Genomic DNA, 16,458 nt, shown 5'->3' with positions numbered 1-16,458 from the left:
GGCCGTCGCTTAAGCGTTGTCTTTGTGTCGGCGGTCCGACGCTGTCGGGCGCTTTCGATGCGAATCTGCTCACAGAGAATACTGCCCGCGTCCTCTCAGATAAATGTACGCTTCGTCCGTCTCGCCGACTACGTTCCGTAGGGGGTAGTGGTGGTGCTCGTACCGTCCCGTTGCATTGTCGCGGCCGTCTTCGTCTCGCCGAGACTCTCGTGGACGACTTTCACTGACTTCGGAGACGACCCTTCGAACGCGAACGTCGCCCGATACTCGAGTTCGGTGAGACACTGCGTGCAGGCGGTCGCGCCGTTTTTCTTCTTGGTCTTCACCGTGACCGTGAGGGTTCCGTCTTTCCTCACGTTCGCACCTGCGAGAACCGGTTTCGCACAGGAGTCGCTGCCGGTGATGGTGCCGGTGACGATGACGTTTTTCTTCGCCGCTTCGAACGAAACCGACGCCGTGTCGGTCTCGTTCCCGCAGTTCGCGCTGAGCATTTTGAACGAGCGATTTTCGAGGGTCGGCTTCGCAGTCGTTGTCGTGGTGTCGCCTCCCGACCCGCCTGAACCGTCGTCGGATGCCTGCCCGCCCGGAGCGCCGCTCCGACCGAGACAGCCACCGAGTAGGCCGACGGTCACCGTCGCGCCCGTTTTCTTGAGGATTTCCCGTCGTTGCATACGAAGAAACAACACCTGCGTTGTAAATAATACTCCCGTAGGCGAAAACAGCGATTTGAGTTACTCTCATATGGTTTCTGCGTTACACGCTCGGTTGCGCCCCATCCGCACGGCGTCTTCAGACCGTAACCCCTATAACCGAAACCGCGAAAGGGATGAATGAGTCCTGGTAGGGTAGTGGACTATCCTCTTGGCTTGCGGAGCCAGGGACCGGAGTTCAAATCTCCGTCAGGACGTTTTCAGGGGCCAACGTGACGAGCGTAGCGAGTTGCTTCCCGATTCATTTCGTCGCCCGAATTAACACCTTCTCGTTACCGAACCCGCGAACGACACCGTCCTCGACGGTGACGCCGTACACCGTTTTCGCCTCCGGTCGCCGAACGAGTTCGTTCAGTTCTTCTCGCCGTTCTTCGTCGGGGTTCGTCCGGTCGACCCACGATTCGTACTCCAACTCCTTCCGCACGGTCGCCGATTCGTCGACGGTGAACCCCGCCTCGCGGAACCGGTCGTGCCACTGCGCGACCGAGAACGCCTCGCCGTGACACGGGTCGCGTAGGCGTTCGAACTGGTCGAAGAAATCAGCGAGTTGCTCGTCGTTCGGCGCGACGTTGTCCTCGAACGCGAAGATGCCGCCAGGCGCGAGCACGCGGGCGACCTCGCGGACGAACGCATTCGGGGTCGGAAAGTGGTGGGCCGCGATTCGACAAGTGACCGCGTCGAAGGCGTCGTCCGCGAACGGGAGTCGCTCCGCGTCGGCGACGGTGCCGACCAGGTCGAACGTTTCCGTGGCGGTCTCGACCATCGCAGACGTCGCGTCGGCGGCGACCACCGTCGAGACGCCCGCTTCCGTGAGTGCTACGGCGGTGTGTCCTGCGCCGCAGGCGATATCGAGCGCGCAGGTCGCGTCGTCACACCACGAGGCGAGCAGTTCGAGATCCGCGCCCGTCCGGTGGACGTCGCTGTCGAGATATGCGTCGGCGAGTTCGCCGAACGACGCCGTCGTCAGTCGTTTCCGTTCGAGGTCGTCCATACCGGAACGACGCCTGTCGGAGGTATGTCCGTTACCATCCGGTCAGTTCTGGTCACGAATCGTAAGCGCTGGTCGTGCTATGCGTTCCCAGTCCAAATGTATCCTCGACCGTGATACTTTTCAAGTCCGGGTGATTATTTACTCGTGTATGAGTAAACTTGAGAGCTACCGACTGTTCGTACAGGACGCCAAGAAGTGGGCCGCGAAGAAGACGGCGAAGTAAACCACCTTTCTTCCACGCGATACCGCGACACCCGTGCGATGGCGATACCAGTAGCGAAGCGTTTCGCATCCGTGAACCGCTACTCGTTTCTGACCGGTCGCTCGACTTTCGCCGCGAAGAGGAGGAACAGTCCGAGGAGTCTCCCCGGTTCGCGGAACCGAGCCATCCCAGTTCTCGAATCGTACTCGACGACGCCTCCATCCGCCAACTTCGGCAGGTCGACGTTCTGCAAGCGAATCAGCGTTCGCTCGCGCTCGTCGTCCGTCACCTCCTCGGACGGTTTCTCTCGCTGCCACGCCGCGACCTGCGTGGCGATATCGTCGAGGTCGGCGGAGCCATCTAGTTCGTGGAGATAGTAGAGCACGTATCGTCGTTGCTCGCTCGCTAGCAGGCGAAATATCTTGTTGAGCGAGCGTTCATCGGTAACCGACCCCTGTAGCATCCCTCCTCCAACCGTACGTTACCCTCCCGAATAGTCATTGTGGTTTGGTAACACCTTTCTTTCCGGAAGGAATTTTCACCCCCGGCGAGAAGACGATGGTATGGAGGACTCCCTCCAAGCCGGTGTCGCCATCTACAACGCGGGCGAGTTCCACGCAGCCCACGATGCGTGGGAAGACCACTGGCTGGAACTCGAACGCGACTCCGCCGACGAGCGGTTTCTCCACGGTCTCATCCAGTTCACCGCGGCGGTGTATCACGTCCGCGGTTCGAACTGGGAAGGCGTTCGAGGGCTGGCCGCCAGTGCGGTCGCGTACCTCGACGGGCTTCCGGCGGACTACCGCGGCATCAACGTCGGCGACGTTCGGGACTACCTCAGTACAGTCCGCGACGACCCCGAACACGTGGAGCGAGCGCCGCCGCCACGGTTGACCTATCGCGAGGTCGTTCTCCTGCCCGACGACCTCGATTTCGACGCTGCCGCGACGGCGGCGCTCGTGCTCGCCGAGGAGTTCGGATACGACGAGGGAACTATCGAGCGAGCCATCGAGTTCGCACGTGACGACCTCGAATTGGGCGACGAGGGGAGCCGGTTCATCAGCCTCGTCATGGATTTCGTGCGGGAGGACGAAAATCGGGGACTGGTGTTTCAGCGACTTCGACAGCACGCGGAACGGCGGGCGGCGCGCGAACGCGATGTCGACGGTCTGTTCGAGTAGTACGAGACTCGGCCGAGACGACGGAGGTACCGCGGTGATGGTTCGAAAATCCCGCCCCGGTTCTTTTGTCGATTCGCGGCCTACGAGCACGCATGTCACGGAGCGAAACCTCCGCCGCCCAGCGGTTCTACGGTCGGTGGGCGCGACTGTACGACCTGCTCGCGTCGACGACGCCCGGATTATCAAGTCTGCGCGAGCGTGCGGTCTCCGAACTCGCGCTCTCGCCGGGCGACACCGTCGTGGAGATGGGTTGCGGCACGGGCGCGAACTTCCCGCACCTTCGGAACCACGTCGGTTCCAAGGGGGAAGTCGTCGGTGTGGATTTCACCCGCGGGATGCTCGAACAGGCCCGCGACCGAGTGGCCCGAGAGGGGTGGGAGAACGTCCACCTCGTACACGCCGACGCCACCGCGTTCGAACCCCGCGAGGAGGTGGACGCCGTGCTCGCCACCTTCCTGGTGGGGATGCTGGACGATCCTTACGCGACGGTCGGGCATTGGGCGGACTGGATTCGCCCCGGCGGCCACCTCGCCCTCCTCGACGCGGGCCAGAGCACCCATCCCTACTCGTGGCCCGTGAATCAGGCCTTCCGCGGGCTGGTCGTCGCTTCGACGCCCGGCGGCGGGTTGGATTTCGAACGCCCGCCGTGGAGCGTGCTGGACGAGCGAGTTTCGGAGGCGCGGCGGGCGCTCTCGGAGCGCGCCGTCGAGGTATGGGACAGCGAGCACGTCATGGGCGTCGTTCGAATCACGGGCGGGCGGTTGGTGTAGCGACTCGAAATCGGGTCAGCCACTTCCCGCGAATCGAACGACTTGCAAAGCCAGCTACCGACCGTTGGCCATCAATCGTCTTTCAGTCGTCCGCGGGCGACGGCGTCTCCGACATCTCGACCGTTCCGCCGACGCCGAGTTCGTCCAGCGCGACCTGCGCGGCGCGCTTGCCCGAGAGGAGCATCGCGCCGAAGGTCGGTCCCATCCGGGTCAGACCATAGGTCGTCGCGGTGGCGAGGCCGGTGGCGACGAGACCGTCGTGAACCTTCCCGGCGTGTTCGACCACTTCGTCCTCGCTCTTTGCGACCCACATCGAATCGTGACCGGGCGAGTCGTGGCCGGGCGCGCCGTATTGGTCATCCGCGGTCTTGTCCATGTCCGTGTTGTGTTCGTTCGCGTGGCGGAGACCGGGTGCGTCGAGTACGCCGCGCTCTTGGAGTTTCGAGACGACGACCGCGTCGTGGCCCGTCGCGTCGATGACGAGGTCGGATTCGACTGCGATCGGGTCGACGCAGGTGAGTTCTCGCGGCAGGGCGTGAACCGGCGTCCAGTTCATGACGATACCGCCGACGCGGTGGTTCTCGCGGACGACCACGTCGGTGAACTCGGTCATGTTCTGCATCTTCGCGCCTGCGGCGCAGGCCGACTCGATGAGCGAAGAGCATGCATGCGGGCCGTTCGCCACGTACAGGCCCTCCGCCTCGTCGGATTCCCCGTAGGGGACGCCGAGTTCGTCGAGCACGGATTGGGCGGGGTCGCGAACCGTGACCTTGTTCATCAGGAACCCGCCGAGCCAGAACCCGCCGCCGAGGTAGTTGTTCTTCTCGACGACCATCGTCTGCACCCCGCGCTCGCCGAGTTCCTTCGCCGCCATCAGTCCGGACGGCCCGCCACCGACGATGATGACTTCGCTCTCCGAGAACTGATCGAACTCCTCGCTCCACGCGCTGCCGATTGCTCGGGTGACTTCCGCCTCGCTGACGTCCGCGAATCCGTCGAACTCTTGCATACCATCTAGTGGTATAACTTAGTTGTTGAAAACTGTTTTCCTTCCGATGGTGACACGAACATGATGAAAAGAAAGACCGGGCGTTCGACTGGTCGAAACGGTCTCTCAATGTTCGAAAAAGATGATCGAATCGGTCGAGTCGTGCTTCGACGAAGAAGCGAGAAACTAAGTGCGAGCGGTCGCCTCGGCTGGTCGATTACGTCAGGTCGTCGCGGAGTCGGATTTCCGCGTTCCGCACTGCCGTAACCATCGACTCGTTGAGTTCGTAGGTATCGTCGTCCTCGTCCCAGTCGAGCGTCTCTCTGAGTCCGTCCGGTACGTGATCCCAGTCGGGGTCGACGTACGCCGTCCCCCCGCTAACGTCGGTGACGGTGCCGATTCGTTCGGTGCCGCTGACGACGGTCTTACCTCTGTCGTCGTCGCTGAGTTCGGCGGTCATCTCGCATCACGGTACGCCGTCGTCTCCCATAATCCCGGCGGCCGCGCTCCGGGCGGTCGGTGGATTCTCGGCGATTCGAACCCTCAGTATCGTCTGTGTCGATCGAGGTCACTGAAGACGACGACGGCCTTGGCCTCGTCGTCGCGGGAAACGGCGACCACATCGGCATCGTGGACGAAGTACGGGACGGAACGGCGCACGTCGGCCGCGACCCAGACATCGGTTTAAACCTCGGCTGGGGGCCGACCGAGCAGGAGACCTATCCCCTCCGGAACGACGCCGTGGACACGATAACGGACGAAGCGATTCACCTCCGGAACGAGTACTGAACGCGGTATCCGTGACGGTTTCCACGGTTCGGAACTCGAAGAGAAGCGTCACTCCGGAGTCCGTCCGCTCTATTCGTACCTCGGCAGGCGCTGAGACGAGTCGCTTCCCTCCACGAAGGGGAGCGCCACCGATTCCGCGGGCGCGTCCTCGCCGTCGACCCGCACCGTCAGTTCGGTTCCCACCGTCACGTCGAAGTCCACCAGCGCCATGGCGATAGGTTCCTCGCGGGACGGACTCTCGACGGCGCGAGTGACTTCACCGACCGCCTCATCGCCGTCGAAGACGGCGGCCCCCTGCTCCGGCACCGTTTCGGGGAACAGTCCCGCGAGTCGACGACTCGGCCGTCCGCGGTTCTCGACGCGCGAAACGACCTCCTGACCGACGTAGCAGCCTTTCTCGAAGTCAAGGGCGTTCCGCAAGCCGAGGACGTTCGGAATCTCCCCATCGAGTTCGAACTCGAACAGCGGCGTCCCGGCCTCCAGCGTCAGCGATTCCCACGTTCGCCTGCCGAACGGTGCGGCGTTCATCCCGCGGGTGAGAAGGGTATCGAAGACGAGTTCGACGTTCGAGCGCGTGCGACCCATCTCGTCCACCGTCTCGCCAGTGGTACAGACGACTTCGTAGCCCTCCTCGCCCGTGGGCGCGTCGGTTCGGATGACGGTTACACCCACGTCGGACATCTTTCCGCGGACGAACGAGAGGTGGTCGTCGGGCGTGCCGGCGTTGTTCAGCACGCTAGCGACCTTCTCGGTCGCGTGGGGCCCGTGGACGCCGAAGACGGCGAACCGGTCGGTCGCCACCGTTAGCTCCACGTCCTGGATGAACACCTTCTCGCGCCACTCTTCGACGAGGGGGGTCGCCCGTCCGGGCGCCGTAAAGAGTAGGAGGCTGTCGTCTGTACAGTAGGCGTACATGTCGAGTTCGATTCGACCTTGCGGGTCGAGGAGGAGGGCGTAGGTTCCCCGGCCGTCGTCCGTCGGAATCGAGTTCGAGACGACGTTGTCCACGAACTCGACGCGGTCGTCTCCGGAGACGACCACGACGCCGTAGGGCATTTCAGTGAGTCCGACGCCGTTTCTGACGGCGCGGTGCGTTCGCTCGGGTCTGCCGTAGTCGCGCGGAATCCGGCGGTTGCCGACCGAGCAGAACGTGGCTCCGTGGTCGCTGTGTATCTCTTCGAGAGCGCTCATACGCGTATTCGATGCCCGAGGGGAGTAAAAACGTCGGATGCGCTATAGGGGTAATCGGTCGATGATCCGGTCGACGATGGACGGCTCTTCGCCGCGTTCGTCGGGGTCGGGGATGACGCGCTCGTCCGGTTTAATTCGGGTTCGTCCGTTCTCGGTTTTCGCGTTGATAAGATTGTCCTCCTTGAGATTCGCAAGTGCGTCTTCCAAGTCGTCGATATCGGCCTCTACGTGCGACCGGAGTTCGAAGACCGTCATCCCTTCCTCGCTCCGATCCACGAGGGCGTCGAGCACCCGGACTTCGATGTCCGGGCGGCGTCGATACTCCCGCTTGGCCTTCATATCCGTCTCTATGTCCCCCCGGTTTTTAGCCTTACCTGCGTTCGTTTCTGGGGTCAGTGTCGTGCCGAAAATCGGAGTCCGCGGTTGGCGGGCGACTCTCTTCGTCCGGTTGCGAGACGGCGCTTCCGCCGGACGGCCACAGCAATTTCAAACCAGACCGCCGAACCGAACGTATGGTCAGGGTTTCCGATATCCAGGGGGTCACGAAGCGGGTCGTCTCCGATTTTTCCGAGAAGAACGTGACGTTCATGGCCGCGGGCATCGCGTACAACGCAATCGTCTCGCTCGCGCCGATGCTCCTGTTGCTCCTGTTCGTCATCTCCATCTTCGGCGGGGGTCTCGAAGCGCGCATCGCCGCGGTCGCCGGTAGCTGGCTCCCCGCCCCAATCGCGGACGTCGTCGAACAGATATTCGAAGGGAGTTCATCGGCCGCCAGCGCCTCGTTCGTCGGCCTCGTCGTTCTGATCTGGGGAACGCTCAAGATATTCCGCGGTCTGGACACGGCCTTCTCGGAGATATACGAGACCGAGACGCGCAACTCGTTCGTCGACCAACTAGAGGACGGTCTCGTCGTCCTCGTCTCACTCGTCGTCGCCATCGTGGCGACGGTGGGCGTCAGCACCGTCTTCGCGCGGTTCTCCGACACCGTCCCCTTCCTCGGTTATCTGACGCCCGTGGTGCTCATTTTCGGACTCGTGGTCGCGCTGTTCCCCGTGTACTACCGTTTTCCCGACACCGAGGTTGGGGTGGACGACGTGCTTCCGGGCGTGCTCTTCGCCGCGGTCGGATGGGCGGCGCTCCAAGGGCTGTTCCAGATATACCTCGTCCTCAAAGACCCCGGTTCGGGAAGCTTCCTCGGCAGCGTCGTCGTCATCGTGACCTACCTGTACTTCACGGGACTCATCCTCCTGCTCGGCGCGGTGATCAACGCGGTCGTCGGCGACCACTCCTCGGGAGCACCGGGCGGCGTCGGACGGGGCGCGACGAGTTACGAAACCGAGACCACGGCGTCGCTGAACCGCGACGAACTCGCAGACTACCTTCGAGACCTCCGCGAGGAACTGGCCGGTCGCTACAAGGGGATGCGTCCGGTGGGCGACGCCACCGACGACGGACATCCCCGTCCCGCCGGTGACGTGGAACTGGTCGAACACTCCTCGGTCCGAGGCGACACCCGACAGTGGGCGGTCACGCTTCGGTGGGAGGTCGCCGACGAGGCGAACCCCCCGGCGAAGTCGACGGACGATTGAAACCGAGCTCCGCCGCAACTCGTCACCGTCCGACCTTCGAACTCGCATCGCGGAACAGGCCATCCAGAATCTCTGGGGTCGTCGGGTGAAACGCCCGATTTGGAACGTCGCGTACGTCCATCTCGCGTTCGACGACGACCTGCATCGTCTTCGCCATCACGTCAGCGTGATAGTGGAGGCCTTGATAGCCGAGCACCGTCCCGTCGTTCGCGTCGACCACGAGCTTTGCGAGTCCCTCTGAAGCATGTTTCGTCTTGAACACCCCGTCGTCGCTCGCGCGGCGCGTCACCGTCACGTACTCCCTGCCCTCCGAGCCAGCAACGCGCTCCGAGACGCCGACTCTGGCGAAGGGGTAGACGCCGACGGCCGAGAAGATGACGTGGTGGTGGACATTCTCGTACCGGTCGAGGTCGGCCCCGCGAGCGTGCGCGAGGATGTTCTCGGCGGCCGTGAATCCCTGTTCTTTGGCGACGTGGAGGATGGGTTCTTTCCCGTTCACGTCCCCGACGACGAACGTTCGGGGGTCGTCGCGGGCTTGCATCGTGTCGTCGACCCAGCCCGTCCCCGGTTCGAGCGCGGTGTGCTCCAGCCCGAGTCCGTCGAGGTCCGGTCGCCGACCCGTGAAGAGAAAGAGCCGGTCGGCGTCGATCGCGTGCTCCTCACAGCCCTCTTCGCCGTCGCGCTCGACGTGGAGGCGAACCCCGTCAGTTGTCGGCTCGACGCGTTTCTCGCGGGTTTCGGTGAGGATGTCGACGTCGAACTCCTCGCGGTAGATGTCGAGCAGTTCGTCTCCGAACGCTTCGTCGGCCTCGTCCAACGGTCGTTCGTCGTGTTCGACGACGGTGACGTCCATCCCCGCCGCCTCGCTGAGGTAGGGAACGAGTTCGAGACCGACATACCCGAAGCCCATCACGATGCCCGAGTCGGGGAACTCGGTCGCGTCCAACACGTCCGCGCTGGTCATGTACTCCACATCTTCGAGGCCAGGTAATTCGGGGACGTTCACGACCGACCCCGTGGCGACGACGACGTAATCCGCCTCGATCTCGCGGTCGTCGACCGCGACGGTGTGGTTGTCCACGAAACGGGCGGAGTCGTGGTAGAACTCGACGTTCTCGCGCTCCGCGAGGTCGTGAACCGCGGCGCGGCGGTGTTCCGCGAAGCCGAGGACGTGTTCGTCCTTCAGGTCGACCACCGATTCGAGGTCTGCTTCGGGCGTTCCGGAGAGCCGGGAGTCGTGGCGAGCGTGATAGCGGTGGGCCGCCGCCGACAGCACTTCCTTCGAGGGCATACATCCCTTGAGGATGCACAACCCGCCGCCCGGTTCCCCATCGTCCACGAGGATCAGCCGGACGTTCGGTTCGTCGGCGAGGCGTCGCGCGACGGCGACGCCCGCGCTTCCGTACGCCCCGACGACGAGTACGTGAATCGCCATGCATCGAGCAACGGGCGACGGAGGTTTAGGGATTGAGGTAGCGACGGAAACCGCAGGTGCGTGGCGTGCGATGATTTCGGTCCAGTTCGGCCGCCGAGTCGCGCCCCGATTTTGCAACGGGTGGGACGGAAACGAGATACAGACAAACGAACACCTTTTGAGGCAGGGTACCCGAGTGCCACGCATGGCGACTGAACAGGCATCAGAGCGACGGGCGGCCCATCTCCGAAGTATCACCGTCACGTCGCTCGCTTCGATAGCTGGAATCGTCGCGGCGTTCGTCTCCGCCGCCATGGTGGGGACGACGACAGCGGCGGCGAAAGACCAGATGGGACTGGCCATCGTACTCGCGTTCGTGGTCGTCCAGATCCCTCTGCTCCGATTCATCGGATACGAACTCGACGGGGTCAAAGACCATCTCTACGTGGCGTTCATGACGTTCTCGCTGTGGTTCATCACGTGGGGAATTCTGCTCATGAACCACGTGCAGGTGTAATCATGGCGGAGGATAGTATCGCCGTCGTCGACTTGGAGCGATGCCAACCCGATAGGTGCAACTACGAGTGTAAGAACTACTGCCCGCCGAACCGAACCGGCAAGGAGTGCATCACGCTCCGAGGCGAGGACGCGGACGAGGGACAGCCCGACCAGATCCACATCAGCGAGGAGATCTGTCTCGGCGAAACCTGCGGCATCTGCGTCGAGAAGTGTCCCTTCGACGCCATCGAGATCATCAACCTCCCGCAGGAGCTACAGGACGACCCGACCCACCGATACGGCGAGAACGCTTTCGCGCTGTACGGTCTCCCAATTCCCCAAGAGGGGCAGGTGACCGGTATCCTCGGCCCGAACGGGAGCGGGAAGACGACTGCGGTGAAGATTCTGGCGGGCGAACTCGCGCCGAACCTCGGCCAGTTCCAAGACCCACCGGGGTGGGACGCCGTGCTCGAACGCTACCGCGGGACGGAGTTGCAGAACTACCTCGAAGACGTGCGGGACGGCGACGTGACCGTCGCGCGAAAACCCCAGTACGTCGATAAGATTCCCGACCGATTCGACGGGAGCACCGCCAAACTGCTCTCCCGGACCGACGAGCGCGGCGTGTTGGACGACCTGCTCGAACGTCTCGAAATCGAGCACGTGATGGAACAAGACATCGACAGCCTCTCTGGCGGCGAACTCCAGCGCGTGGCGCTCGTGGCGGCGCTCGCTCGCGACGCGGACTTCTACTTCCTCGACGAGATAACGCCGTATCTCGACATCAGCCAGCGCGTCAAGGTCGCGCGCTTGATCCAGGAGATGGCGGGCGAGGACGGGCGGTCGATGCTCGTTGTCGAACACGACCTCGCCATCCTCGATCTGGTGGCCGACAACCTGCACGTGGCCTACGGCGAACCCGGCGCGTACGGTGTCATCACGACACCGAAATCGGTGCGCAACGGTATCAACGAGTATCTCGCAGGCTACCTCAACAACGAGAACATGCGCATCCGACCGAACCCTATCGAGTTCGACGAGCACGCGCCGCGCGAGGCGACGACCGCCGACCCGCTCGCGGAGTATCCCGACCTCTCGAAATCCTACGGCGAAAGCGAGTTCTCGCTCGACGTCGAGGGCGGGACGATTTACGAAAACGAGGTGCTCGGCATCGTCGGCCCGAACGGAATCGGGAAATCGACGTTCGCCAAACTGCTCGCCGGGCGACTCGAACCCGACGAGGGGAGCGTGGACTTCGACCTCGGCATCTCCTACAAACCGCAGTACATCGAGATCGACCAGCCGATGCGCGTGGACGCTTTCCTCTCGTCGCTGACCGACGATTTCGGCTCCTCGTACTGGAACACCGAGATCGCCCAACCGCTGCTGCTCAACCGTATCATGGAGCAGAACTTGACCGACCTCTCCGGCGGCGAGCGCCAGCGCGTCGCAATCGCGGCCTGTCTGTCGAAGGACGCCGACCTCTACCTGCTGGACGAACCCTCGGCGTACCTCGACGTGGAACAGCGCGTCCGGGCGACGCGCGCCATCCGGCGCTACGCCGAGATGCAGGACGCCACGGTGTTGGTCATCGACCACGACATCTACATGATAGACCTCGTCTCCGACCGCCTGATGGTGTTCGACGGCGAACCCGCCCAGCACGGTCACGCCGGCCGCCCGAAGGGGATGCGAGAAGGGATGAACGACTTCCTCGCCAACCTCGACATCACCTTCCGCCGCGACGAAAACGTGGGCCGCCCGCGCATCAATAAGCCCGGCAGCCAACTCGACCGCCAGCAGAAGGGCGAGGGCGAGTACTACTACAGCTAACCATCCGTTCTCTACGTAGAAACCCTATTAGTTCAACACTCACGTACGTGAATTGACTGACAAGGAGGTCGTGTGCGTATCACGAATGAATTACGACTGCTGTTTTCGAGGCCAGCCAGCTTCGATGCCCGCACCGAGGACGATTCCGAGAGCAATACCCATAGCCAATTCGTTCATCGCGACACCGATGGCGACGCCGAGTACGAGTCCAATCGACATCCCTGCACCCGTGTTTCGCTGGGAACCGTCCTCTCCGTTCGCGGAAGCCATTGAACATTACTTCGCCGTATTCAGCGATAAAACTGCTGGTGAAAGAACCGAAGGTAGTCATCGGGGTGGAGCCTCCGTTTCAGACGATAGCGACTCGAAGGTAGTAGTATCCGCCCTCGTACCGCACGACCTTCACGCGCTTCTCGTTGTGGAAACTGAACTCGCCGTCCAGCGTCACGGAGCAATCGCACTCGACGGCCTCTTCGACCACCTCCTTGCACTCCGCCGAGTGGTTTTCGAAGGCGACCCGTTCGCTGGCGTCGAACGCCATCGCCTCGCTCTCGTTCAGTTCCGAGACCGAGAGGAACTCCGTGCCGTAGGCGGGCATCGTCTCTGTGGTGCTAGTCGTCGGTGTCGCAGTCGTCTCGGTGGTCGAGGTCGGCGTCGTCGATTCGACCGTCGCCGGTTCCGCCGCGCCGGGACTCGGAGAGAGACCAGAGCAACCGGCGAGCAAGAGCGAGAGGACGAGTAATCCTGCCATATCTATCAGTCGTCCAAACATCATGTAATTCTAACTTTTCTGCCGATAAGTGCTTTGTGTCGCGTCGGCGGGTCGGTTTTCCGGTCGCTTGCACTGGCAGCTCACGGCGACGGCGAACCGAATCACCTTTTTTCCGACCCGACGTATCGCCCGACAGTGATTTCGACGCTCGTCGCGTGGCTCTCGGTCTCCGACAACCGCGCGAAACTGTTCGCTTTCCTCGCCGTCTCGCTCTTTGCGACCGCCGGAGTCGGGGCGCTCACCGCACCCGACCGACCCCATCCGACGGTCGACGAGGAGCGTCCCGCGAACAACACCCTCATCGCTCTCCAAGGCTACGAACACGAGGGGCGAGCCATCGAAGTGAATCCGCGGGGCGAGGTCGTCTGGGAGTACGCGAAGGCGGACGACGTGTTCGACGTGGAAGCCCTCGGGCCAAATCGCGTCCAGATCGCCGTGGCCGACGAGATTCCGGACGAGCGCTGCCCGGCCCGGTTCCGCGACGACGGCCATCGAAACTGCGTGCGAAACGCGCTCCGGGTCGTGGATAAAGAGACGAAGGCGACCCTGTGGGAGTACGCGTGGTTCGACGCGAAGCTCCACGCGCACGAACTGCACGACGCCGACCACTACACAGTCGACGGCGAACACCACTGGGTGCTCGTGGACATGGGCAACGACCGCGTGTTCGCGGTGAACCGCGCGAAGGAGATCCTCTGGTGGTGGAACGCAACCGACCGCTACGAGCGCCCGCCCGAGATGGGAGCGGAGGGGGACTGGACGCACGCCAACGACGTCGACAGAGTCGAACCGGGCGTCTTCCGGGTCAGCCTCCGGAACTTCGACACGGTGGTCGATCTGCACGTCAAGAGCGACGCGACCGGAAGCGACGACGAGTCGGTTCGCGTCGAACCGGTCGTCGGCCCGGACTCGTTTTCGAAGCGCGGCGACGTTCTCCACGAGCAGCACAACCCCGACACGCTCGGCGATACTCTGCTCGTGGCGGACAGCGAGAACGACCGCGTGCTCGAAGTTCGAAACGGGAGAATCGTCTGGGAGTACGGCGGGAGCGCGGTCTTCGATTGGCCCCGGGACGCCGACCGCCTGCCGAACGGCCACACCCTCGTCGCGGACTCGTACAACGACCGCGTTGTGGAACTGAACGAGGACGGCGACATCGTTTGGGCGATAGAAACTGGGTCGCTCCCCTATGAGGTGGACCGCCTGCCAGGAGAGGGTAGCGACGGGCCGACCGCGCGCGAGGCGGGGATACCGAACGAGACGCGCGGCGCGTCGGTCATCCACGAACGCGGCTCGTGGGCGATCTCGATGGTGAAGTACGTCGCACCGGACAACCTCGCAAAACAGTCGTTCGTCGTCGTACTCGGTCTGTTCGCGCTCGTCGGAACCGGCATCGAGCGGTGGCGCTAACGCTTTCCGAAGTTAGCTCGACGGGATTTGTCGGAGTTCAGAGCACCCGTCGCTGGCAGGTGCCACAGAGGTTCTCCTCTTTCACGTCCACCTCGCGGACGGTCGGCGAGAAGTTCATGACACAGCGGGAGTTATCGCAGTGTTCGAGGCCGAACGTGTGTCCGATTTCGTGGACGACTTCCTTCCGCACGCGGTCGGAGAACACCTCGTCCGCGGGCTTGGTCGAGATGCCGCCGTCGGAGGAGAGACCGTCGGACGCGGGCTGAAGCCGGAACGTGGAGATGACGCTCCCGCTCCCGTCGAGATAGGCGAGACCGAAGACGTAGTTTCGGCGGCGGTAGAAGAGATCCTGCGGCGTGATGGCGATGTTCTTCTCCCCCGTTCCGATGCGACTCGCTAGCTCGATGAAATCCTCCGCCCGGTACTGGTCTCGGTTGGGGTCGTGCGACCCGGCCGGTATCTCCTGTCGGTCGTGTACCATTACATCGCAGTCGTAGATAGTCCGAAGGGCCGCAGACGCCTCGCGCTTGACCCGTCCCGCTACGTCCCCCACGGGGACGATGTCAATCAACATAGCAACCCCTATGGGGGGACGCCCCATAAACATCCCGCCGTGAACCCGGACACCCGCGACGGAATCGTCGCCCGCCTCGCCGACCATCGGCGCGCCGTCGAGATCGGAATCGGTAATCGAACCGACGTGGCGGAGGCGCTCTCGAATGCGGGGGTCGCCGTCACCGCGACCGACATCACGCCCCGCGAGGTTCCCGACGGCGTTCGATTCGCGCTGGACGACGTGACCGACCCCGACGCGGCGGCGTACGATGGCGCGGACGTAGTCTACGCGCTCAACCTCCCGCCCGAACTACATCGCCCCGCACTGGCGGTCGCGCGCGCTTGCGACGCCGATTTTGTGTTTACGACGCTCGGCGGCGACCAACCCGCGATTCCGGTTCGACGGGAGACGATTCCGGGGGAGACGCTGTTCTGGGCGCGGAAAACGGGCACCGACCGCGGCAGAGCCGAAACGGAGCGGTGAAAAAACGGCTTGTCTGCAAGAGGCTGAGAGCGATTTACGCGAGGAAAGTGAGGTCATCCGGTGGAGAAGGGGAGGGTTCCGCTTTCGTCGCCGTCCTGAAGGCCGGTTTACCGCCTTACACTTCGGCTTCGTAGCCGATTTTGATTATCGCTTGACGGACGCGCTCGGACGTTCCGAGTTCGCCACTGACGGTGACTTCATCGGCTTGGGCGTCGGGGTAGACGCTGCTCACTCCGCGGAGGCCCGTCACTTCCTCACGAACCGTGCACTCACAGCTTTTACAATCCATGCCGGTTACTTCGAGGCTGTATTCTTCCATCTGCGGTCGAAAAGACGGCCTCGGTTCAATTAATCCCCCAACACCGTGTATATTTATTGACTATCCTTCCGATTCGACTGTCGTCGGCGAACGTGGCGACGAGCGTGCTTCGCACCACAGGTGGGAGCGTCTACTCCTCCGGTCTCCGTACCACCAGCGTCTCCGTCGCGTGTCGGTGCGGTTCTCCGCTGGAATCGTCGTTGAAGACGAAATCGTCTTCCGCCAGCACCTCCCAATCGTCGTAGTAGCCCCGGAGTTCGTCCCGCTCGTAGAAGTGTTCGTTCGCTCCCCAATCGGGCGGGGTCGGAATATCGGGGCGGTCGACGAAGGCGAACAGGACGTGAATACCTCCGTCCGTGGTGCCGGTTTTGAACCGTTCGAACTGTCGCGATCTGTTCTCCGGGCGGAGGTACTGGAGCATCCCGCAGGAGTACACCACGTCCATCGCCGGAAAGTCGAGGTCGTTCACGTCGGCTTCTCGGGTCTGGATCTCGACGCCGCGCTCCCCGGCGAGTCGCTCGGCCTTGTCGAGTTCGTTGGGGACGGGGTCGATTGCGAGGACACCGTACTCCTGCTCCGCGAGGCACACCGCGTCACGACCCTCGCCCGCGCCGATGTCGACCGCGGCCGGAGCGACTCGGTCGGGGGCGAACTCCAGCACCGACTCGGCTAACTCGTTGGGTTCCGTCCCCTAGTAATACTCGTCGCGTCCGTAGAGGCGCTGGAGTTCGTCGTACTGCATCGGTCATGCTTCGGAGGGGA

General features: G+C 63.2%; 21 protein-coding genes and 1 tRNA gene. 9 read left to right on the top strand and 13 right to left on the bottom strand.

Going from position 1 to position 16,458, the window contains the following annotated elements:
- Nucleotides 1–128: 128 nt before the first annotated feature.
- Nucleotides 129–671: a hypothetical protein gene (locus LIW51_RS01300; RefSeq protein WP_227375460.1), complete on the bottom strand. Its 543-nt coding sequence runs from the start codon at nucleotides 669–671 to the stop codon at nucleotides 129–131.
- Nucleotides 672–834: 163 nt separating this feature from the next.
- On the opposite strand from LIW51_RS01300, the gene LIW51_RS01295 reads away from it, so the two are divergent.
- Nucleotides 835–907, top strand: a tRNA-Arg gene (locus tag LIW51_RS01295).
- A 44-nt stretch (nucleotides 908–951) separates the two neighbouring features.
- Here the strand turns inward: LIW51_RS01295 and LIW51_RS01290 are convergent.
- Together LIW51_RS01290 and LIW51_RS01285 are read right to left on the bottom strand one after the other, a co-directional pair.
- Nucleotides 952–1,701 carry a class I SAM-dependent methyltransferase gene (locus LIW51_RS01290; RefSeq protein ID WP_227375459.1) on the bottom strand — a complete coding sequence of 250 codons (750 nt, stop codon included), beginning with the start codon at nucleotides 1,699–1,701 and terminating at the stop codon, nucleotides 952–954.
- Between the two features lie 302 nt (nucleotides 1,702–2,003).
- Nucleotides 2,004–2,366 (bottom strand): DUF7344 domain-containing protein, encoded by a 363-nt coding sequence (locus tag LIW51_RS01285; RefSeq protein ID WP_227375458.1) that lies wholly within the window; start codon nucleotides 2,364–2,366, stop codon nucleotides 2,004–2,006.
- A 100-nt stretch (nucleotides 2,367–2,466) separates the two neighbouring features.
- Between LIW51_RS01285 and LIW51_RS01280 the strand changes: the two genes are divergently transcribed.
- Together LIW51_RS01280 and LIW51_RS01275 are read left to right on the top strand one after the other, a co-directional pair.
- Nucleotides 2,467–3,084 (top strand): DUF309 domain-containing protein, encoded by a 618-nt coding sequence (locus tag LIW51_RS01280; protein WP_227375457.1) that lies wholly within the window; start codon nucleotides 2,467–2,469, stop codon nucleotides 3,082–3,084.
- Between the two features lie 92 nt (nucleotides 3,085–3,176).
- Nucleotides 3,177–3,854: a class I SAM-dependent methyltransferase gene (locus LIW51_RS01275; protein ID WP_227375456.1), complete on the top strand. Its 678-nt coding sequence runs from the start codon at nucleotides 3,177–3,179 to the stop codon at nucleotides 3,852–3,854.
- 82 nt (nucleotides 3,855–3,936) lie between these two features.
- On the opposite strand, the gene LIW51_RS01270 is transcribed toward LIW51_RS01275, so the two are convergent.
- Together LIW51_RS01270 and LIW51_RS01265 are read right to left on the bottom strand one after the other, a co-directional pair.
- Nucleotides 3,937–4,863 carry a sulfide-dependent adenosine diphosphate thiazole synthase gene (locus LIW51_RS01270; RefSeq protein ID WP_227375455.1) on the bottom strand — a complete coding sequence of 309 codons (927 nt, stop codon included), beginning with the start codon at nucleotides 4,861–4,863 and terminating at the stop codon, nucleotides 3,937–3,939.
- A gap of 196 nt (nucleotides 4,864–5,059) precedes the next feature.
- Complete coding sequence (locus LIW51_RS01265; protein ID WP_227375454.1) at nucleotides 5,060–5,302, bottom strand: DUF8593 domain-containing protein; 243 nt, start codon at nucleotides 5,300–5,302, stop codon at nucleotides 5,060–5,062.
- A gap of 95 nt (nucleotides 5,303–5,397) precedes the next feature.
- Here LIW51_RS01265 and LIW51_RS01260 point away from each other — a divergent pair, with 95 nt between their 5' ends.
- Complete coding sequence (locus tag LIW51_RS01260; RefSeq protein ID WP_227375453.1) at nucleotides 5,398–5,631, top strand: DUF8593 domain-containing protein; 234 nt, start codon at nucleotides 5,398–5,400, stop codon at nucleotides 5,629–5,631.
- 69 nt (nucleotides 5,632–5,700) lie between these two features.
- On the opposite strand, the gene ygfZ is transcribed toward LIW51_RS01260, so the two are convergent.
- Together ygfZ and LIW51_RS01250 are read right to left on the bottom strand one after the other, a co-directional pair.
- Nucleotides 5,701–6,822, bottom strand: a complete 1,122-nt coding sequence (gene ygfZ / locus LIW51_RS01255) for a CAF17-like 4Fe-4S cluster assembly/insertion protein YgfZ (RefSeq protein WP_227375452.1) — start codon at nucleotides 6,820–6,822, stop codon at nucleotides 5,701–5,703.
- Between the two features lie 42 nt (nucleotides 6,823–6,864).
- Nucleotides 6,865–7,161: a DUF6432 family protein gene (locus tag LIW51_RS01250; protein WP_227375451.1), complete on the bottom strand. Its 297-nt coding sequence runs from the start codon at nucleotides 7,159–7,161 to the stop codon at nucleotides 6,865–6,867.
- Between the two features lie 173 nt (nucleotides 7,162–7,334).
- On the opposite strand from LIW51_RS01250, the gene LIW51_RS01245 reads away from it, so the two are divergent.
- Nucleotides 7,335–8,411, top strand: a complete 1,077-nt coding sequence (locus tag LIW51_RS01245; RefSeq protein ID WP_227375450.1) for a YihY/virulence factor BrkB family protein — start codon at nucleotides 7,335–7,337, stop codon at nucleotides 8,409–8,411.
- Nucleotides 8,412–8,433: 22 nt separating this feature from the next.
- Here LIW51_RS01245 and LIW51_RS01240 read toward each other — a convergent pair whose 3' ends face one another.
- The gene (locus LIW51_RS01240) at nucleotides 8,434–9,846 is read right to left on the bottom strand and encodes a dihydrolipoyl dehydrogenase family protein (protein WP_227375449.1); all 1,413 of its coding nucleotides are present in this window, start codon (nucleotides 9,844–9,846) and stop codon (nucleotides 8,434–8,436) included.
- A 184-nt stretch (nucleotides 9,847–10,030) separates the two neighbouring features.
- Between LIW51_RS01240 and LIW51_RS01235 the strand changes: the two genes are divergently transcribed.
- Both LIW51_RS01235 and LIW51_RS01230 read left to right on the top strand, forming a co-directional pair.
- A complete protein-coding gene (locus LIW51_RS01235; RefSeq protein ID WP_227375448.1) occupies nucleotides 10,031–10,342 on the top strand; it encodes an EMC6-like membrane protein in 312 nt (103 codons plus the stop codon).
- 2 nt (nucleotides 10,343–10,344) lie between these two features.
- Nucleotides 10,345–12,156 (top strand): ribosome biogenesis/translation initiation ATPase RLI, encoded by a 1,812-nt coding sequence (locus tag LIW51_RS01230; protein WP_227375447.1) that lies wholly within the window; start codon nucleotides 10,345–10,347, stop codon nucleotides 12,154–12,156.
- Between the two features lie 90 nt (nucleotides 12,157–12,246).
- Here LIW51_RS01230 and LIW51_RS01225 read toward each other — a convergent pair whose 3' ends face one another.
- Complete coding sequence (locus tag LIW51_RS01225; protein ID WP_227375446.1) at nucleotides 12,247–12,426, bottom strand: glycine zipper domain-containing protein; 180 nt, start codon at nucleotides 12,424–12,426, stop codon at nucleotides 12,247–12,249.
- A gap of 79 nt (nucleotides 12,427–12,505) precedes the next feature.
- Nucleotides 12,506–12,907: a hypothetical protein gene (locus LIW51_RS01220; RefSeq protein ID WP_227375445.1), complete on the bottom strand. Its 402-nt coding sequence runs from the start codon at nucleotides 12,905–12,907 to the stop codon at nucleotides 12,506–12,508.
- Between the two features lie 54 nt (nucleotides 12,908–12,961).
- Here LIW51_RS01220 and LIW51_RS01215 point away from each other — a divergent pair, with 54 nt between their 5' ends.
- Nucleotides 12,962–14,338 (top strand): NHL repeat-containing protein, encoded by a 1,377-nt coding sequence (locus LIW51_RS01215; protein WP_227375444.1) that lies wholly within the window; start codon nucleotides 12,962–12,964, stop codon nucleotides 14,336–14,338.
- Nucleotides 14,339–14,375: 37 nt separating this feature from the next.
- On the opposite strand, the gene LIW51_RS01210 is transcribed toward LIW51_RS01215, so the two are convergent.
- Nucleotides 14,376–14,912, bottom strand: a complete 537-nt coding sequence (locus LIW51_RS01210) for an archaemetzincin family Zn-dependent metalloprotease (RefSeq protein ID WP_227375443.1) — start codon at nucleotides 14,910–14,912, stop codon at nucleotides 14,376–14,378.
- A 39-nt stretch (nucleotides 14,913–14,951) separates the two neighbouring features.
- Here LIW51_RS01210 and LIW51_RS01205 point away from each other — a divergent pair, with 39 nt between their 5' ends.
- Nucleotides 14,952–15,377, top strand: coding sequence for a UPF0146 family protein (locus LIW51_RS01205; RefSeq protein ID WP_227375442.1), 426 nt, complete (start codon nucleotides 14,952–14,954; stop codon nucleotides 15,375–15,377).
- A gap of 115 nt (nucleotides 15,378–15,492) precedes the next feature.
- Here LIW51_RS01205 and LIW51_RS01200 read toward each other — a convergent pair whose 3' ends face one another.
- Nucleotides 15,493–15,696 carry a heavy-metal-associated domain-containing protein gene (locus LIW51_RS01200; protein ID WP_227375441.1) on the bottom strand — a complete coding sequence of 68 codons (204 nt, stop codon included), beginning with the start codon at nucleotides 15,694–15,696 and terminating at the stop codon, nucleotides 15,493–15,495.
- Nucleotides 15,697–15,826: 130 nt separating this feature from the next.
- Nucleotides 15,827–16,357 carry an SAM-dependent methyltransferase gene (locus LIW51_RS01195; protein ID WP_227375440.1) on the bottom strand — a complete coding sequence of 177 codons (531 nt, stop codon included), beginning with the start codon at nucleotides 16,355–16,357 and terminating at the stop codon, nucleotides 15,827–15,829.
- Nucleotides 16,358–16,458 lie beyond the last annotated feature (101 nt).

It is taken from the genome of Haladaptatus halobius, from assembly GCF_020618475.1.
Classification (GTDB): domain Archaea; phylum Halobacteriota; class Halobacteria; order Halobacteriales; family Haladaptataceae; genus Haladaptatus; species Haladaptatus halobius.
The sequence above is the reverse complement of the archived record's forward strand: the minus strand, read 5'-3'. Positions and strand labels throughout refer to the sequence as shown.

Excerpts from the sequence above, each read along its gene's own strand:
- LIW51_RS01300 (WP_227375460.1), bottom strand. The coding sequence starts at position 671 with ATGCAACGACGGGAAATCCTCAAGAAAACGGGCGCGACGGTGACCGTC.
- LIW51_RS01290 (WP_227375459.1), bottom strand. The coding sequence starts at position 1,701 with ATGGACGACCTCGAACGGAAACGACTGACGACGGCGTCGTTCGGCGAA.
- LIW51_RS01285 (WP_227375458.1), bottom strand. The coding sequence starts at position 2,366 with ATGCTACAGGGGTCGGTTACCGATGAACGCTCGCTCAACAAGATATTT.
- LIW51_RS01280 (WP_227375457.1), top strand. The coding sequence starts at position 2,467 with ATGGAGGACTCCCTCCAAGCCGGTGTCGCCATCTACAACGCGGGCGAG.
- LIW51_RS01275 (WP_227375456.1), top strand. The coding sequence starts at position 3,177 with ATGTCACGGAGCGAAACCTCCGCCGCCCAGCGGTTCTACGGTCGGTGG.
- LIW51_RS01270 (WP_227375455.1), bottom strand. The coding sequence starts at position 4,863 with ATGCAAGAGTTCGACGGATTCGCGGACGTCAGCGAGGCGGAAGTCACC.
- LIW51_RS01265 (WP_227375454.1), bottom strand. The coding sequence starts at position 5,302 with ATGACCGCCGAACTCAGCGACGACGACAGAGGTAAGACCGTCGTCAGC.
- ygfZ (WP_227375452.1), bottom strand. The coding sequence starts at position 6,822 with ATGAGCGCTCTCGAAGAGATACACAGCGACCACGGAGCCACGTTCTGC.
- LIW51_RS01250 (WP_227375451.1), bottom strand. The coding sequence starts at position 7,161 with ATGAAGGCCAAGCGGGAGTATCGACGCCGCCCGGACATCGAAGTCCGG.
- LIW51_RS01245 (WP_227375450.1), top strand. The coding sequence starts at position 7,335 with ATGGTCAGGGTTTCCGATATCCAGGGGGTCACGAAGCGGGTCGTCTCC.
- LIW51_RS01240 (WP_227375449.1), bottom strand. The coding sequence starts at position 9,846 with ATGGCGATTCACGTACTCGTCGTCGGGGCGTACGGAAGCGCGGGCGTC.
- LIW51_RS01235 (WP_227375448.1), top strand. The coding sequence starts at position 10,031 with ATGGCGACTGAACAGGCATCAGAGCGACGGGCGGCCCATCTCCGAAGT.
- LIW51_RS01230 (WP_227375447.1), top strand. The coding sequence starts at position 10,345 with ATGGCGGAGGATAGTATCGCCGTCGTCGACTTGGAGCGATGCCAACCC.
- LIW51_RS01225 (WP_227375446.1), bottom strand. The coding sequence starts at position 12,426 with ATGGCTTCCGCGAACGGAGAGGACGGTTCCCAGCGAAACACGGGTGCA.
- LIW51_RS01220 (WP_227375445.1), bottom strand. The coding sequence starts at position 12,907 with ATGGCAGGATTACTCGTCCTCTCGCTCTTGCTCGCCGGTTGCTCTGGT.
- LIW51_RS01210 (WP_227375443.1), bottom strand. The coding sequence starts at position 14,912 with ATGTTGATTGACATCGTCCCCGTGGGGGACGTAGCGGGACGGGTCAAG.
- LIW51_RS01200 (WP_227375441.1), bottom strand. The coding sequence starts at position 15,696 with ATGGAAGAATACAGCCTCGAAGTAACCGGCATGGATTGTAAAAGCTGT.